Here is a 17221-nt window from a genome sequence, read left to right on the forward strand (position 1 = left end):
AGAGAGATGCCAACATTAGAGATTGTACAAAAAAAATTAGATTTGGCAAGAAAAGCTGAAGAGTATTATAATGCGCTTCGTACCAATATACAGTTGAGTGGGAATAACTTGAAAGTTATTTCGATCACGTCTGTGAAACCGGGTGAAGGGAAGTCAACTACTTCTACAAATATTGCTTGGGCTTTCGCGCGTGCGGGCTATAAGACGCTGTTAATAGATGCCGATATTCGTAATTCTGTCATGTCAGGTGTTTTTAAATCACGCGAGAAGATTACTGGACTAACAGAGTTCTTATCTGGGACGACAGACCTATCACAAGGCCTATGTGATACCAATGTTGAAAACTTGTTTGTTATTCAAGCGGGTTCTATATCACCCAACCCAACAGCCTTGCTACAAAGTGAAAATTTTGCAACCATGCTTGATACCTTGCGTAAGTACTTTGATTACATCATTGTGGATACAGCGCCAATCGGAGTTGTCATCGATGCAGCTATCGTCACTCAAAAATGTGATGCTTCTGTTTTGGTAACGGCAGTAGGTGAAACAAATCGTCGTGATGTCCAAAAAGCTAAAGAACAACTCGAACAAACAGGAAAACCATTCTTAGGAATTGTGCTTAATAAACTCAATACTTCAGTTGAAAAATATGGCTCCTATGGAGCATATGGAAACTATGGGAATTATGGCAAAAAATAATAAATAGTTTAGGGAAGATATTATGGAAGAAAAGGGATTGAAGATTACTTTGGCGGCAATCCAGAGTTTTCTTGTCATTTTATTAGCATATTTACTTAGTTTTGTAAAGGAAACAGAGATTGTAAATACTTCTGTTATTATCTTGTTCATTCTTCATTTTTTTGTGTTTTATATCAGTGATTATGGGCATGATTTTTTTAAAAGAGGCTATTTAGCAGAGTTTATCAACACTACAAAGTATATCGTGTTCTTTGCTTTAGCTATCAGTATTTCGAATTTTTTCTTAGAAGATCGTTTTAGTATCTCTAGACGAGGGATGATTTATTTTTTGACAATACACTCTATTCTGTTGTATTTGTTGAATCTGTGCATTAAACGCTATAGAAAACGCATCTTTCCAAATCTCAAGGGGAGTAAGAAGATATTCTTGATAACAGCGACCTCTAGGGTTGAAAAAGTCATCGATAGGCTGATAGAGTCGGGAGAAATTTTTTGGAATTTGGTGGCGGTCAGTGTTTTAGACCGGCCTGATTTTCAGCATCAAACCTTAACCGTTGTACCTGCTGAGAACATCTTAGACTTTGCTACTCATGAAGTTGTCGATGAGGTCTTTATCAATCTACCAAGTGAAGAGTATGACATCGGGGAGTTTATCTCACTTTTTGAGACAATGGGAATTGACGTGACAGTTAACCTGAATGCTTTTAATAACTATCTAGGTAGTGATAAAAAAATTCGTGAAATGGCAGGTTTGAATGTCGTAACTTTTTCAACAAAATTTTATAAACCTAGTCATGTGGTCGCTAAACGGATCATTGATATTTGTGGTGCGATTGTCGGACTGATTATCTGTGGTTTGGTGAGTATTGTTCTAGTTCCGATGATCAGACAAGATGGTGGACCAGCAATTTTTTCTCAAACTCGTATTGGGAAAAATGGTCGACATTTCACTTTTTATAAATTTAGATCTATGTGCGTGAATGCTGAGCAGCGGAAACAAGAACTTTTGGCGCAAAATACTATGCAGGGGGGCATGTTTAAGGTCGATGATGATCCTCGTATCACACCAATTGGTCGCTTTATTCGTAAGACCAGCCTAGATGAGTTACCGCAGTTTTGGAATGTTTTAATGGGAGATATGAGTCTGGTCGGAACCCGTCCCCCAACAGTGGATGAGTATGAAAAATATACACCTGAGCAAAAACGTCGATTGAGTTTTAAACCTGGGATAACAGGCTTGTGGCAAGTCAGCGGGCGAAGTGAGATCAAGGATTTCAATGAAGTTGTTAAATTAGATGTGGCCTATATTGATGATTGGACTATTTGGAAAGATATTGAAATATTGTTAAAGACCGTTAAAGTTGTATTTATGAGAGATGGGGCAAAGTAATTTCTGCCCTTCAGTCCTGTTAGGAGAGAGATGAAAAAGTCAGTTTATATCATTGGTTCAAAGGGGATTCCTGCTAAGTACGGAGGATTTGAAACCTTTGTTGAAAAATTAACCGAATATCAAAAAGACAGCAACATACAATACTATGTTGCTTGTATGCGTGAAAATTCAGCCAAGTCTGGTATTACGGAAGACCAGTTTGAGCACAATGGAGCCATTTGCTTCAACATCGATGTACCCAATATCGGACCGGCCCGCGCCATCGCTTATGATATTGCAGCGGTCAACAAGGCTATTGAATTGGCTAAGGAAAACAAGGACGAGGCTCCTATTTTTTACATTCTAGCTTGTCGCATCGGTCCTTTTATTTCTGGACTTAAGAAAAAAATTCGTGCGATTGGTGGCTCTTTGCTGGTGAATCCTGATGGTCATGAATGGCTACGAGCAAAGTGGAGCCTGCCAGTTCGTAAGTACTGGAAATTCTCAGAGCAACTCATGGTCAAGCATGCAGATTTACTGATCTGTGACAGTAAAAATATCGAACAATATATCCAAGAGGATTATAAGCAGTATCAACCAAAGACCACCTATATTGCCTATGGGACAGATACAGCTCCTTCAATCCTGAAAGCAGAAGATGCCAAAGTTCGGAACTGGTATCAGGAAAAAGGAGTTAGCGAAAATGGCTATTATCTAGTAGTGGGACGATTCGTTCCTGAAAACAACTACGAAGCCATGATTCGTGAATTTATCAAGTCCAAGTCCAAAAAGGACTTTGTTCTCATCACAAATGTGGAGCAGAATAAATTTTACGACCAGTTGTTACAAGATACTGGTTTTGATAAAGATCCTAGGGTCAAATTTGTCGGGACTGTCTATGATCAAGAGTTACTCAAGTACATTCGCGAAAATGCCTTTGCCTATTTCCATGGGCATGAGGTTGGAGGAACCAACCCTTCTCTACTGGAAGCTCTAGCATCCACAAAACTGAATTTGTTGCTAGATGTTGGTTTTAACCGTGAGGTTGGTGAAGACGGGGCTATTTATTGGAAAAAAGATGAGTTGGCACGCGTCATTGAGGAAGTAGAGGGATTTGATCAGGTAGTGATAGCTGACTTGGATTTCAAGTCAAGCCAAAGAATCCTCTCAGCTTTCACATGGGAAAAGATTGTGTCAGATTATGAAGAAGTGTTTAAAGGATAGGGAATGAAACGGATTTTATACTTGCATGCTGGTGCAGAAATGTATGGAGCAGATAAGGTTTTATTGGAGTTGATCAAAGGATTGGATTCCAAAGAATTTGAAGCTCATGTCATTCTGCCAAATGATGGTGTTTTAGTCGAGGCCTTGCGTCAGGTTGGGGCTCAGGTTAGTGTGTTGGATTATCCGATTTTACGAAGGAAGTATTTTAATCCCAAAGGCATTGCCGACTATATTCGCTCTTATAATTTCTATGCTAAGCAAATCGCCCTCTATGCTCGAGAACACAGTATAGATATGGTTCACAATAATACAGCGGCTGTTTTGGAGGGCATCTATTTGAAACGCAAGCTCAAGCTGCCTTTGATTTGGCATGTTCATGAGATTATCGTCAAACCCAAAGCTATTTCTGACTTTATCAATATGCTCATGGGACGATATGCAGACAAGATTGTGACGGTGTCCCAAGCGGTCGCTAATCATATCAAGCAGTCTCCCTTTATCAAAGATAGCCAAGTGGAAGTGATTTATAACGGTGTCGATAATGCTGTCTATTATCCAATGGATGCGTCTTCTATTCGTGAAAAATTTGACATTGCGCAAGATGCACTTGTGATTGGCATGATTGGTCGGGTCAATGCTATCAAAGGACAAAATGATTTCATAGAAGCAGTCGAGCCACTTTTGGAAAAGAATGAGCAAGCGGTGGCTTTCCTAGCTGGAGGTGTTTTTCCTGGTGAAGAATGGCGCTTAGAAGAACTAGATAAGAGAATAGCTTCTTCATCTGTTGTGTCACAAATTCATCGTATTGATTACTACGATAAGACTTCTGAACTTTATAATATGTTTGATATCTTTGTCTTACCAAGTATAAAACCTGATTCCCTACCTACAGTAGTCCTAGAAGCCATGGCTTGTTCAAAACCAGTTGTTGGTTATAACAATGGGGGAATAGCTGAAATGGTAGTAGATGACAAATGTGGTTGCTTAGTCAAACCAAATCGTCCTCAAGAACTTTCTAATGCCATTTCTCTCTTACTAGATAGTTCTGAAAAAAGAGAAAAATTTGGGCGAGTAGGATATCAGAGACAAAAAGAGCTGTTTTCTTTGGAGAGTTACATCAAGAACTTTTCGGAGTTGTATAAAACAGATAGAAAAGATTAGTTATGAATAAAATAGATTTTGTTGTGACTTGGGTTGATGGGAATGATCCTGTGTGGCAAGAAAAAAAATCAAGCTATGATGGCTCGGTTAATACTTCTAAACAGAGTATGAATTCAGTCAAGGCTTACCGAGATTGGGGAACTTTTAAATACTGGTTTAGAGGGGTTGAAAAGTTTGCACCATGGGTTAATAAGGTCTACCTCGTGACCGACCAGCAAAAGCCAAGCTGGTTAGATATAAATAGTGAAAAATTGGTGTTGGTAGATCATACAGAGATTATCTGTAATGACTACCTACCAGTTTTTTCTGCCAATCCTATCGAAAGTAACATCCATCGAATCCCTGGTCTCTCAGAGCATTTTGTTTTTTTTAATGACGATATGTATTTGACAGCTCCAGTCGAGCTGACAGATTTTTTCTCAGAGGATGGTTTACCCAAATATAATACGGCTCTTTCACCGATTATTCCTGAGCGATATGGAACGGGGAATTTTCAGATAAATGACATGGAGATTGTCACTAGCTATTTCAGTCGAAATGAAATTTTGAAGAATGGCCAATTCTTTGATCCAAAGCAGGGATTAAAAAGTATCGTTAAGTCGCTACTATACAGAAATAGTCAGTTTATCTGTGGTTTCTGGGAAAGCCATTTACCCTACCCCCTATTAAAATCAACGATGGACTTGGTATGGGAAAAGGAAAAAGCAGTCTTGGAGGGGACCTCAGCGAGTCGCTTCAGAAGTCCCTCTGATACTAATGTTTGGCTCTTTAAGTATTGGCAGATTGCAAGTGGTCAATACGCTATCGGAAATCCTAAGTTGGGGGGACTCTTTTCTTTGGATAATGCCGGACCAGATTTTTGGAAATTACTGAATTCTGGTAGATACCAAATTATGTGTATCAATGATGGATTTAACATTCAAGACGAGGAGCAGGTGATGACAGACTTTATCAAGGCTATGGATCAACTGCTTCCAGATAGAAGCTCATTTGAGATTTAAACTGTAAAACTAAGTAAGAGAAAGAAAAGAAAATATGATTTCGGTAATTGTGCCTGTTTACAATGTGGAGGACTACCTTCATTATGCCATGGAGAGTTTGGAACATCAGACCTACAAGGATATGGAAGTCCTCTTGATTGATGACGGCTCGAGTGATGGCTCAGGACTCTTATGTGACCAGTATGCCCAGCAATATGATTGGGTGACTAGCTACCACAAGGTCAACGGTGGCTTGTCTGATGCTCGGAACTATGGGGTCTTGAAAGCCAAGGGTGACTGGATTACTTTCCTAGATCCAGACGACTATTTGGAACCTTGCGCCTTGGAATTGCTAGCAGAGCTACAAGGTCGTACCCAAGCAGATATGGTTAGTGGTAAAGTAGAGCCAACAGCTCACTATCATCGTTATCAGAACTTCCACTTGGATCAGCTTGATCTAGATCAAGTTAAGGTTTATGACAAGGCAAAGGCTCTGACTGAGATGCTCTACGGAGACCTTGTAACGGTCTCTGCTTGTGGGAAACTCTATCGGAAAGAACTTCTTGAGAAAGCTCCCTTCCCCAAGGGGCGCATCTACGAAGACCTCTATGTTATCAGTGAGCATCTCAACCAAGCCCAATCCGTGGCCTTGTACCATCTTCCAATTTACCATTATTACCATAGACCTGGTAGCATTACTGCCTCGGCTTTCACGCCAAAACAATACGAGTTTTACGAAGCAATTGATCATTTAAAAGAGGTTGTGAATGCAACCTATCCTGAGAGTTCAGAACTCCAAGAAGCCATCATTTCACGCTTCTTTACAGGAAGTCTTCTGATTTTTACGATGATTCAGGATGGAAATCCAGCAGAGTTTAAGCGTCTTCAGGAGAAGACGAGACCCTATTTGCCTCTTGTCTTGAAGAATGCTAGAGTTAGCAAGAAACGTAGGATCCTCTATGTTTTGATTAGTAGGTATCCGCGGCTCTATTATCAATTTAAAAAGTTAAAAAAATCCTAAGTAAGAGTTAGGGATGAAAGAAGAAAAGGAAAAAGAAAATGTTAAAGTTAGAACGTGATAAATTGCTAATTGCAGCAGTTTTAATAGTGGTTGTCTCCATAGATATGATCAATACGTCTATGTTAGCTCCTGTTTTACCTAATATTCCTAATGTAGTTCCTTTTTTTGCGGTCCTGTTACTTGCTATGCGATTTGCTTATATTCATCACTACTCTATAAGCTATCTCATCTTTGCACCAATTCTTCTTTTTGCTGGGGGCATGGTTTACTATAAGACTGGGAACCTTAATGCATTGATGTATATGTTTCTGCTTGTCTTTCTTTACAAGGCTGAGATGGAAAGTGTACTTAAAATATACTCTGTTGTAGCCTTGTTTTTTATTGTATTGATAGTGTTCTTGGCCGTGATTGGTGCTATTCCAAACTTGCAATTTGTCCAATCACGATCTGCGGGACTCGTTGTTCGAAATTCATTTGGCTTTATTTATCCAACTGATTTTGCTTCTCACTGTTTTTATCTATATACAGCTATATCGTATATCTTTAGAAAGAAATTCATTATTTTACGGACTGCCTTAGGATTTGGTCTGGCTTATTTCATTATTCGATATTGCGATGCGAGGCTTAATGCCGCTTCTATTACTGTAATGGCGCTCATTTTTCTGTACTTTTATTTCCGAAATGATAAACAGCGACGGCTTTTTGCTTTACTTCCTTTATCGGCGGGTATAGCGTCTTCAGTAATGATTTATCTCTCTTCTAAATTTACCTGGTCTCATCCAATGTATGTGGCTCTAAACAATTTTTTTAGTATGAGATTACACCTAGGACATGAGGCACTAAAAAAATATGCAGTGCAGTGGTTTGGGATTCGGGGCATATCATTTGTCGGTTATGGGGGGCGTACAGAATCCGTTTTGAGCTACGACTATGTAGACTCTTCCTACGTTCAGATGCTCTTTACCTATGGGATGATTCCAGTTCTATTATTGGTCGTGTTATACATAGTTAGGTCTTGGTCACTTTATCGCAAAAAGAATTATTTGCTATTGACGGCCTTATCCTTAATAGCAGTCAACTGTATGTTTGAGGCCTTCTGGGTTCGCCCGTCTTATAATATTTTTATGTTTACTCTATTTGCAACCTTGCCAGTTATTGAATTTGAATCGAAGAAATCTACAACGAGGAACTCCTTGTGAAAGTATTAAAAAATTATTTATATAATCTTTCTTATCAGCTGTTAGTAATCGTTTTACCAGTAATTACTACACCCTATATTACTCGGGTTTTCTCATCCAATGACTTAGGTTCCTATGGGTACTACAACTCAATAGTAACTTACTTTATACTCTTAGCGACACTTGGGGTGGCCAATTATGGGACCAAGGAGATTTCAGGACATCGAAACAATGTTCAGAAAACCTTCTGGGGCATTTACAGTTTACAAGTCCTTTCAACCTGTTTAGCGGTTACGCTTTATATAGTTGTCTGCTTGCTTGTGCCGTCGATGAACAATCCAATTGCCTATATACTTGGCTTTAGTTTGCTGTCTCGTGGTTTTGATATTTCTTGGCTTTTTCAAGGGTTAGAAGATTTCAAAAAAATCACAGCTCGTAACACAATGGTCAAACTTCTAGGTGTTGTATCGATATTCCTATTTGTTAAGAAACCATCTGACTTGTACTTGTATATCATCCTCTTGGTTGCCTATGATCTACTAGGTCAGTTGAGTATGTGGCTTCCTGCTCGGGAACACATTCGCAAGCCGCATCTGGATATAGCCTATGCCAAAGAGCATATCAAACCAGTCATTCTCTTGTTTCTGCCACAGATTGCCATTTCGCTCTACATCACGCTAGATCGCACCATGTTGGGTGCCTTGTCTTCGACCAAGGATGTCGGGATCTATGATCAAGCCTTGAAATTATTGAATATTTTGTTGACTTTGGTAACGTCGCTTGGTAGTGTTATGTTGCCTCGAGTCTCCAATCTCCTCTCATCAGGTAATCAAAAGGCGGTTAACAAGTTACATGAAATGTCTTTCTTAGTGTATAACTTGGTTATCTTCCCGATGATTGCGGGGATTTTAATTGTTAACAAAGATTTTGTCAATTTTTTCCTGGGGCAAGACTTCCAAGATGCTCGCTATGCGATTGCCATCATGGTCTTTAGAATGTTCTTTATTGGCTGGACCAATATAATGGGTATTCAAATCTTGATTCCTCACAATAAGAATCGTGAATTTATGCTATCAACAACTATTCCAGCTGTTTTTAGTGTGGGCTTGAATCTCCTCTTGATCCCGCCTCTGGGCTATATTGGAGCTTCAATTGTATCTGTTGCGACTGAAGGTTTGGTCTGGCTGATCCAACTCTACTTTACACGTTCGTATCTAAAAGAGGTCAAGATTCTACCATCCATGCTAAAAATACTTCTAGCAGCACTACTGATGTACGGTGCCCTGTATTCTGCACAAGCTTTCATGCACTTCTCGTCTGTTGTGAATGTCTTGATTTATGCTGCCCTTGGCTTCCTAGTCTACGGTGGCTTGGTTTTGGTCTTACGTGTCTTGGATTTTCAAGAACTAAAAAGTGTTTTAAAGAAATAAGGAGATTTTATGTACGATTATTTGATTGTCGGTGCTGGCTTGTCAGGTGCAATCTTTGCCTACGAAGCTAACAAACGTGGCAAGAAAGTGAAGGTGATTGATAAACGAGAACATATTGGTGGGAATATCTATTGCCAATCTGTTGAAGGAATCAATGTCCACAAGTATGGAGCTCACATCTTCCATACATCTAATAAAAAGGTCTGGGATTATGTCAATCAGTTTGCGGAGTTTAACAATTACATCAATTCTCCTATTGCCAACTATCAAGGACATCTTTACAATCTGCCTTTTAACATGAATACTTTCTATGCTTTGTGGGGGACAAAGACACCCCAAGAAGTCAAGGACAAGATTGCTGAGCAGACGACACACATGCAAGATGTTGAGCCTAAAAACTTAGAGGAACAAGCCATTAAGTTGATTGGTACGGATGTCTATGAAAAGCTAATCAAGGGTTACACCGAAAAGCAATGGGGGCGTTCTGCTACTGAACTACCACCCTTTATCATCAAGCGTTTACCAGTTCGATTGACTTATGACAATAATTATTTTAACGACCGTTACCAAGGGATTCCAATTGGTGGTTACAATGTCATCATCGAAAAGTTGTTGGAAGGAGTCGAAGTAGAGCTCAATACAGATTTCTTTGCAGATCGGGAGAACTTGGAGGCTTCAGCAACTAAGATTGTCTTCACAGGGATGATTGATCAGTTCTTTGACTATAAGTTTGGTGAACTTGAGTATCGCAGTCTCCGTTTTGAGCATGAGATTCTGGACCAAGAAAATTATCAAGGAAATGCTGTAGCCAACTATACTGAACGTGATATTCCTTATACGCGTATCATCGAACACAAACATTTTGAGTTTGGGACTCAGAACAAGACGGTTATTACTCGAGAATATCCAGCAGATTGGAAGAGAGGAGATGAACCTTACTATCCAATCAATGATGCCAAAAACAATGCAATTTATGAGCAGTATCTAGCAGAAGCTGAGAAAAATGGGCGTGTTATTTTCTGTGGGCGCTTGGCAGATTATAAATACTATGATATGCACGTGACTGTTGAACGTGCATTGGATGTGGTAGAAGAAGAACTAGGGAGTATCTAAGAACATCACGGATAAAGGGGAGAAAAGGTGAAATATTATCTGAAAGATTCATTTCTGCATAATGCACACGAAAAGAATGCAGGGAGTAAGGCACGAAATGACGTGGAAGCTATTCTAATCTCAGAGGGTTATGAGGGCTTGGAGCTCAAGGTTGAGAATTGGTATAAGATGAATTTCTTTAAAGCTCAACAACACAAAAATCGTGCGACCAAGTCTGTGTTTGATCAGTTGGGAGCCGGAGATGAATTGGTGATTCAGTTCCCTATTATCCACCATACATTTTTCATCTCACAACTCATCAAGCATGCGCAAAAGAGAGGAGCAAAATTCTATCTTTTGATCCATGATATTGAAACCTTGCGTCATGCAGCAGGTTCGGAAGTGAAATTCCGTCATAAAGTGCGCAATTACTTCCAAGAAAAGAAAGCTTTGATGTCAGTGGATGGCATTATCGTTCATAACGATATCATGAAGAAAGTTCTGGTAGGTCAAGGAGTGCCAGCAGATAAAATGGTTAGCTTGGAAATTTTTGACTACCTGATTCCAAACTTTGCTGAAAAACCAAATCTCCAAAAAGACCAGCCTATTATCGTAGCTGGAAATTTGAACCCTGCAAAGTCAGGTTATCTTTATAACTTGCCAGACCAGCCCGCCTATAACTTGTATGGGGTGGGCTACGATGAAAGTCGTGCATTGAAAAACACTAGCTACTTTGGTTCCTTTATGCCAGATGACCTCCCAGCTGCTCTTGAAGGTAGTTTTGGTTTGGTATGGGACGGAGACAGCTCAGAAACCTGCCAAGGTTCTTATGGAAACTATCTACGCTTTAACAACTCGCACAAGGCCTCTCTCTACTTAGCTTCAGGTTTTCCCCTAATAGTCTGGAAAGAGTCGGCTCTCGCACATTTTGTTCTGGATAAACAGTGTGGTCTAGCAGTTGATTCTCTACACGACCTCCAAAAAGTACTAGATGATTTGACGCTTCAAGACTACAAGGAACTTTCAGAACAAGCTAGGAAAGTTGGAGCTGCTCTTCGAGACGGAGCCTATTTAAAAGCTGCCTTATCCAAATTGAAGTAAATTCCTTAGGGAATTTGGGACAAAATGAAATATAATATAGGATAGGTAATTAGCTAGAAAGGAAGCCTATTATGAAAGGTATTATTCTTGCAGGTGGTTCGGGAACGCGCCTGTACCCACTTACTCGGGCTGCGTCAAAACAGCTGATGCCGGTTTATGATAAACCCATGATTTACTATCCATTGTCAACCTTGATGTTGGCAGGGATTAAGGACATTTTGATCATCTCAACACCACAGGATTTACCCCGTTTTAAGGACCTGCTCTTGGATGGTTCCGAATTTGGGATCAAGCTTTCCTATGCGGAACAGCCTAGTCCCGACGGACTTGCTCAGGCTTTTCTTATTGGTGAAGAATTTATCGGTGACGATAGTGTTGCCTTGATTTTAGGCGATAATATCTATCATGGACCTGGTTTGAGCAAAATGCTTCAAAAGGCAGCCAAGAAAGAGAAGGGTGCGACTGTTTTTGGCTACCAAGTGAAGGATCCAGAGCGTTTTGGTGTGGTCGAGTTTGATACAGACATGAATGCCATTTCTATTGAAGAAAAACCAGAGAATCCTCGCTCCAACTATGCAGTGACCGGTCTTTATTTCTATGACAATGACGTTGTGGAGATTGCCAAACAGATCAAACCAAGTGCTCGTGGCGAGTTGGAAATCACAGATGTTAACAATGCTTATTTGAAGCGTGGGGATTTGTCAGTTGAAGTTATGGGGCGTGGTTTTGCCTGGTTGGATACAGGGACGCATGAGAGCTTGTTAGAGGCTTCCCAATATATCGAAACGGTTCAACGAATGCAAAATGTTCAGGTTGCCAATCTGGAAGAAATTGCCTACCGAATGGGTTATATCAGCCGCGAAGATGTGCTGAAGTTGGCGCAACCTCTCAAGAAGAATGAATACGGGCAATACTTGCTTCGTTTGATTGGAGAAATCTAGATGACAGATAATTTTTTCGGCAAAACACTTGCAGTGCACAAGATTGATGCCATTCCAGGTTTGTTAGAGTTTGACATTCCGGTTCATGGTGACAATCGTGGCTGGTTTAAGGAAAATTTTCAGAAAGAAAAGATGCTACCGCTTGGTTTTCCTGAAAGCTTCTTTGCTGAAGGAAAACTGCAAAACAACGTCAGCTTTTCTCGCAAAAATGTTCTTCGAGGTCTCCATGCTGAACCTTGGGACAAGTATATCTCAGTAGCAGATGGTGGCAAGGTTCTGGGTTCTTGGGTTGACCTACGTGAAGGTGAGACTTTTGGAAATGTTTATCAGACCGAGATTGATGCAAGTAAGGGAATCTTTGTCCCTCGTGGCGTAGCCAATGGTTTCCAAGTACTCTCGGATACAGTTTCTTATAGCTATCTGGTCAATGACTACTGGGCACTTGAACTCAAGCCTAAATATGCTTTTGTCAACTATGCAGACCCAGCTTTGGGAATCCAGTGGGAAAACCTAGTAGAAGCAGAAGTTTCGGAAGCAGATAAACATCATCCACTGCTAAAGGATGTCAAACCACTAAGAAAAGAAGATTTGTAAAAAATTAGGGAATAAAAATGACTGAATACAAAAATATCATCGTGACAGGTGGGGCTGGTTTTATCGGTTCTAACTTTGTTCATTATGTTTATAATAACTTTCCAGATGTCCATGTGACAGTGCTGGACAAGCTGACTTATGCGGGTAATCGTGCCAATATTGAAGAAATTTTAGGTGACCGTGTTGAGTTGGTTGTTGGAGATATTGCAGATGCAGTCTTGGTAGACAAGCTGGCAGCTGAAGCGGATGCTATCGTTCATTATGCGGCAGAAAGCCACAATGACAACTCGCTCAATGATCCGAGTCCCTTTATCCATACCAACTTCATCGGGACCTACACTCTTTTGGAAGCAGCACGTAAATACGACCTTCGTTTCCACCATGTGTCAACTGACGAAGTCTATGGGGACCTGCCTTTGCGTGAAGATCTGCCAGGTCATGGAGAAGGTCCAGGTGAGAAATTTACCGCTGAAACCAAGTACAATCCCAGCTCTCCTTACTCATCAACCAAGGCGGCTTCAGACTTGATTGTCAAAGCTTGGGTACGCTCGTTTGGTGTCAAAGCGACTATTTCCAACTGTTCAAACAACTATGGTCCTTACCAGCATATCGAGAAGTTCATTCCGCGCCAAATCACCAATATCTTGAGTGGTATCAAGCCAAAACTCTATGGTGAAGGTAAGAATGTCCGTGACTGGATCCATACCAATGACCATTCTTCAGGTGTTTGGATGATTCTGACTAAAGGTCAAATCGGTGAAACCTACTTGATTGGTGCGGATGGTGAGAAGAACAATAAAGAAGTGCTGGAGCTGATCCTCAAGGAAATGGGACAGCCAGCTGATGCTTATGACCACGTGACAGATCGAGCTGGTCACGACCTCCGCTATGCCATCGATGCTAGCAAACTTCGTGATGAACTAGGGTGGAAGCCAGAGTTTACCAACTTTGAAGCAGGTCTCAGAGAGACCATCAAGTGGTACACAGACAACCAAGACTGGTGGAAATCTGAAAAAGAAGCCGTCGAGGCTAACTATGCCAAGACGCAACAAGTAATTAACTAATCAGATACTAAAAAGCAAGAGACTTTGAGTTCTCTTGCTTTTTATGTATGTCGTAATCTGTTATTTTCTTACTTCTTGTTTATAAAACTCTTTAAGGGCATCTTGCCAGCTTGGAATGACGAAACCTGTCGCCTTCGCTTTGGCCAAACTCATGGTTGAATTGAGGGGACGTTTGGCCTTTGCAGGAAACTTGCTGGAGTCTACCGGAATCACTTCAACATCACTGTCTTTAAGAATCTCGACAGCGAAGTCATACCAAGTGGTGTCTTCAGCTGCGTCATTTGATAAGTGGTAGTAGCCAAATGCTTTTTGATTTTCAGTCAAGTAGGTCATAAACTCAGCCAGGGTACGTGTCCAAGTTGGGCGGCCGTGTTGGTCGTTGACAACAGTGAGAGTTTTATGGGTTTTGGCAAGATTTTGCATTGTAAAGACAAAGTTCTTGCCATAATTTCCAAAGACCCAGGCAGTGCGGATGATATAATACTGTGACGTAAGGTTTTCAACAAGTTCCTCACCCATTCGCTTGGTACGTCCGTACTCTGTCTGCGGATCAGGTAGGTCATCGACTTCCCATTCTTGTCCGACTGGTTTCTTCCCATCAAAGACGTAGTCTGTTGAGATATAGACCAGAGTAGCTCCGTATTTCTCAGAGGCCTTGGCTACATTTTCAGTTCCAGTTACGTTGATGGCAAAATCCAGTTCTTTTCCCTCATCTTCTGACGCATCAACAGCAGTATAAGCTGCACAATGATAGACCAGAGTTGGATTAACCTCGGCAAAGACTTTCTCAACCATTTCAGCATTAGTGATATCCATTTCGGCCACATCCACTGCAACATAGTCCACATTTCGTTCATCTAGTAAATAACGTAGTTCGGTACCGAGTTGACCATTTGAACCTGTAATTAATATCATTGTCTTCTCCTTAACTTTTCTTCTATCTAATCATAGCAAAAAAATGATAAAAAATCTGATTTTCGACCCTTGTTTTGCTGGTTTAAGATATAAAAATATAGTATTAGAGAATCATAATTTTATAATAGAAAACTTATTTTTCAGAATTTACCAAATTAATTCAAAAATTCTGAAAATTTTATTGACATGTTTCTGAAAAGGGACTATAATGGGGTGAAAGTTTTAAAGGAGAAAACAATGAAAAGTTCAAAACTACTTGCCCTTGCGGGTGTGACGTTATTGGCAGCTGCGACTCTTGCAGCCTGCTCTGGATCAAGTTCAAATGCTAAAGGTGAGAAAACATTCTCATACATTTACGAAACGGATCCTGATAACCTAAACTATTTGACAACTGGTAAGGCAGCTACAGCAAATATTACTAGCAACGTTATCGATGGCTTGCTTGAAAATGACCGCTACGGTAACTTTGTACCATCTATGGCTAAGGATTGGTCTGTATCTAAGGATGGATTGACTTACACGTATACACTCCGAAAGGATGCAAAATGGTATACATCTGAAGGTGAGGAGTATGCAGAAGTTAAAGCTCAAGACTTTGTAACTGGTCTTAAGTATGCTGCTGATAAGAAATCAGATGGTCTTTACCTGGTTCAGGAATCTATCAAGGGATTGGATGCTTACGTCAAAGGAGAAATTACAGATTTTTCTCAAGTAGGAATCAAAGCTCTTGATGATTATACCGTTCAATACACATTGAACAAGCCAGAAAGTTTCTGGAATTCTAAGACAACAATGGGTGTTCTGGCTCCTGTTAATGAAGAATTTTTGAACTCTAAAGGGGATGACTTTGCTAAAGGTACGGACCCAAGCAGTATTCTCTATAATGGACCATTCTTACTCAAATCAATCGTAGCCAAATCATCAGTCGAGTTCGAAAAGAATCCAAACTATTGGGACAAAGACAATGTTCATCTTGATAAAGTGAAATTATCCTTCTGGGATGGTCAAGATACTAATAAGCCAACTGAAGCTTTCAAAGACGGTAGCTTTACAATGGCTCGTCTCTTCCCAACAAGTGCTAGTTACTCAGAGACTGAAAAAACATTCAAAGACAATATCGTTTATACCCAACAAGATTCTACTACTTATTTAGTAGGTACGAATATCGATCGCCAGTCTTATAAGTACACTTCTAAGACAACAGATGAGGAAAAAACATCAACCAAGAAGGCCCTTTTGAATAAGGACTTCCGTCAAGCTATTGCATTTGGTTTTGATAGAACAGCCTACGCTTCTCAAGTAAATGGTGCAAGCGGGGCTACTAAACTGCTTCGTAACTTATTTGTTCCTCCTACATTTGTACAGGCAGATGGGAAAAACTTTGGGGAATTAGTTAAAGAAAAATTGGTGACCTATGGAGATGAGTGGAGTAACGTAAACTTGGATGATGCCCAAGATGGACTCTACAGTCCTGATAAAGCCAAAGCAGAATTCGCTAAAGCTAAGGCGGCCCTTCAAGCGGAAGGTGTGAAATTCCCAATCCACTTGGATATGCCTGTAGACCAAACCAATACAACAAAAGTTCAACGTGTTCAATCTTTTAAACAGTCAGTTGAAGAAAATCTAGGATCAGATAATGTGGTTATCGACATCCAACAGCTCCAAAAAGATGATGTTCAAAACATTACCTACTTCGCTGAAACTGCGGCTGGAGAAGACTGGGATATCTCAGATAACTTGGGTTGGTCTCCAGACTATATTGATCCATCTACTTATCTTGATATTATCAAGCCTTCTGTAGGAGAAAATACGAAAACATATCTAGGGTTTGATTCAGGGACAAACAACGCTGCAGCTAAGCAAGTTGGTTTAGAAGACTACGAAAAAATGGTTGTGGAAGCTGGTGAAGAAACTACTGATGTTTCAAAACGTTATGAGAAATATGCTGCTGCCCAAGCTTGGTTGACAGACAGTGCCTTGCTCATTCCAACAACTTCTCAAACTGGTCGTCCAATGTTGTCTAAGATGGTACCATTTACACTTCCATTTGCATACTCTGGTAACAAGGGTATGAGTGAAGCCCTTTTGTACAAATATCTAGAAGTACAAGATAAAGCCGTGACAACAGACGAATACCAAAAAGCTCAAGAGAAATGGTTGAAAGAAAAAGAAGAGTCAAATAAAAAGGCTCAAGAAGAACTTGCAAACCATGTGAAATAACTTTAAAAAAGTAAAGGATTTAGCCATCGACATGATGGTTAAGTCCTTTTTTATCTTGGTATAAGTCCCTGAATGATTAGAGATAGGATTTTTCAGAAAAGAGAAAATTTTAGTGAATTTTACCTATTTCCTATTGCTTTCTGCCCTTTTATTTGTTATATTAAAAGTACAATTATTTTTAATTTATAACAGTTAAGCATAGCACTTTCAGAGAAAGGAGTATTTTTTAAAA

At 40.1% G+C, this 17221-nt stretch carries 15 protein-coding genes; 14 read left to right on the forward strand and 1 reads right to left on the reverse strand.

The genetic code is table 11. The features are described from left to right. Positions 1–6: 6 nt before the first annotated feature. From ADM50_RS06250 to rfbB, 13 genes are all read left to right on the forward strand, one after another. The gene (locus ADM50_RS06250) at positions 7–699 is read left to right on the forward strand and encodes a tyrosine-protein kinase (protein ID WP_049484898.1); all 693 of its coding nucleotides are present in this window, start codon (positions 7–9) and stop codon (positions 697–699) included. Between the two features lie 22 nt (positions 700–721). Next, positions 722–2089, forward strand: coding sequence for a sugar transferase (locus ADM50_RS06255; RefSeq protein ID WP_049484899.1), 1368 nt, complete (start codon positions 722–724; stop codon positions 2087–2089). A 30-nt stretch (positions 2090–2119) separates the two neighbouring features. Then, the gene (gene cps2T / locus ADM50_RS06260) at positions 2120–3292 is read left to right on the forward strand and encodes a beta 1-4 rhamnosyltransferase Cps2T (protein ID WP_049484902.1); all 1173 of its coding nucleotides are present in this window, start codon (positions 2120–2122) and stop codon (positions 3290–3292) included. Positions 3293–3295: 3 nt separating this feature from the next. Further along, on the forward strand, positions 3296–4453 hold the full coding sequence (locus ADM50_RS06265) for a glycosyltransferase family 4 protein (RefSeq protein WP_049484903.1): 1158 nt from the start codon (positions 3296–3298) through the stop codon (positions 4451–4453). 2 nt (positions 4454–4455) lie between these two features. After that, complete coding sequence (locus ADM50_RS06270) at positions 4456–5454, forward strand: Stealth CR1 domain-containing protein (RefSeq protein WP_049484904.1); 999 nt, start codon at positions 4456–4458, stop codon at positions 5452–5454. Positions 5455–5488: 34 nt separating this feature from the next. Continuing rightward, positions 5489–6454, forward strand: coding sequence for a glycosyltransferase family 2 protein (locus ADM50_RS06275; protein ID WP_049484906.1), 966 nt, complete (start codon positions 5489–5491; stop codon positions 6452–6454). A gap of 38 nt (positions 6455–6492) precedes the next feature. Continuing rightward, on the forward strand, positions 6493–7653 hold the full coding sequence (locus ADM50_RS06280) for a hypothetical protein (RefSeq protein ID WP_049484907.1): 1161 nt from the start codon (positions 6493–6495) through the stop codon (positions 7651–7653). Beyond that, the gene (locus ADM50_RS06285; protein ID WP_049484909.1) at positions 7650–9062 is read left to right on the forward strand and encodes a flippase; all 1413 of its coding nucleotides are present in this window, start codon (positions 7650–7652) and stop codon (positions 9060–9062) included. The genes ADM50_RS06280 and ADM50_RS06285 overlap by 4 nt, the downstream gene beginning before the upstream one ends. Before the next feature lie 9 nt (positions 9063–9071). Continuing rightward, a complete protein-coding gene (glf, locus tag ADM50_RS06290) occupies positions 9072–10175 on the forward strand; it encodes a UDP-galactopyranose mutase (protein WP_049484910.1) in 1104 nt (367 codons plus the stop codon). Between the two features lie 27 nt (positions 10176–10202). Continuing rightward, entirely contained in the window at positions 10203–11255 is a 1053-nt protein-coding gene (locus ADM50_RS06295; protein ID WP_049484912.1) for a glycosyltransferase, read from the forward strand. 71 nt (positions 11256–11326) lie between these two features. Continuing rightward, positions 11327–12196: a glucose-1-phosphate thymidylyltransferase RfbA gene (rfbA, locus tag ADM50_RS06300; RefSeq protein ID WP_000676122.1), complete on the forward strand. Its 870-nt coding sequence runs from the start codon at positions 11327–11329 to the stop codon at positions 12194–12196. Continuing rightward, on the forward strand, positions 12197–12790 hold the full coding sequence (locus ADM50_RS06305; RefSeq protein WP_049484914.1) for a dTDP-4-dehydrorhamnose 3,5-epimerase family protein: 594 nt from the start codon (positions 12197–12199) through the stop codon (positions 12788–12790). It abuts the gene before it with no gap. A gap of 17 nt (positions 12791–12807) precedes the next feature. After that, positions 12808–13854 (forward strand): dTDP-glucose 4,6-dehydratase, encoded by a 1047-nt coding sequence (rfbB, locus tag ADM50_RS06310; protein ID WP_049484915.1) that lies wholly within the window; start codon positions 12808–12810, stop codon positions 13852–13854. A gap of 60 nt (positions 13855–13914) precedes the next feature. On the opposite strand, the gene rfbD is transcribed toward rfbB, so the two are convergent. Continuing rightward, positions 13915–14769, reverse strand: coding sequence for a dTDP-4-dehydrorhamnose reductase (gene rfbD, locus ADM50_RS06315; protein ID WP_049484916.1), 855 nt, complete (start codon positions 14767–14769; stop codon positions 13915–13917). Between the two features lie 237 nt (positions 14770–15006). Between rfbD and ADM50_RS06320 the strand changes: the two genes are divergently transcribed. Then, entirely contained in the window at positions 15007–16989 is a 1983-nt protein-coding gene (locus ADM50_RS06320; RefSeq protein WP_049484918.1) for a peptide ABC transporter substrate-binding protein, read from the forward strand. Positions 16990–17221 lie beyond the last annotated feature (232 nt).

It is taken from the genome of Streptococcus oralis, from assembly GCF_001075675.1.
In the GTDB taxonomy this organism is placed as follows: domain Bacteria; phylum Bacillota; class Bacilli; order Lactobacillales; family Streptococcaceae; genus Streptococcus; species Streptococcus oralis_V.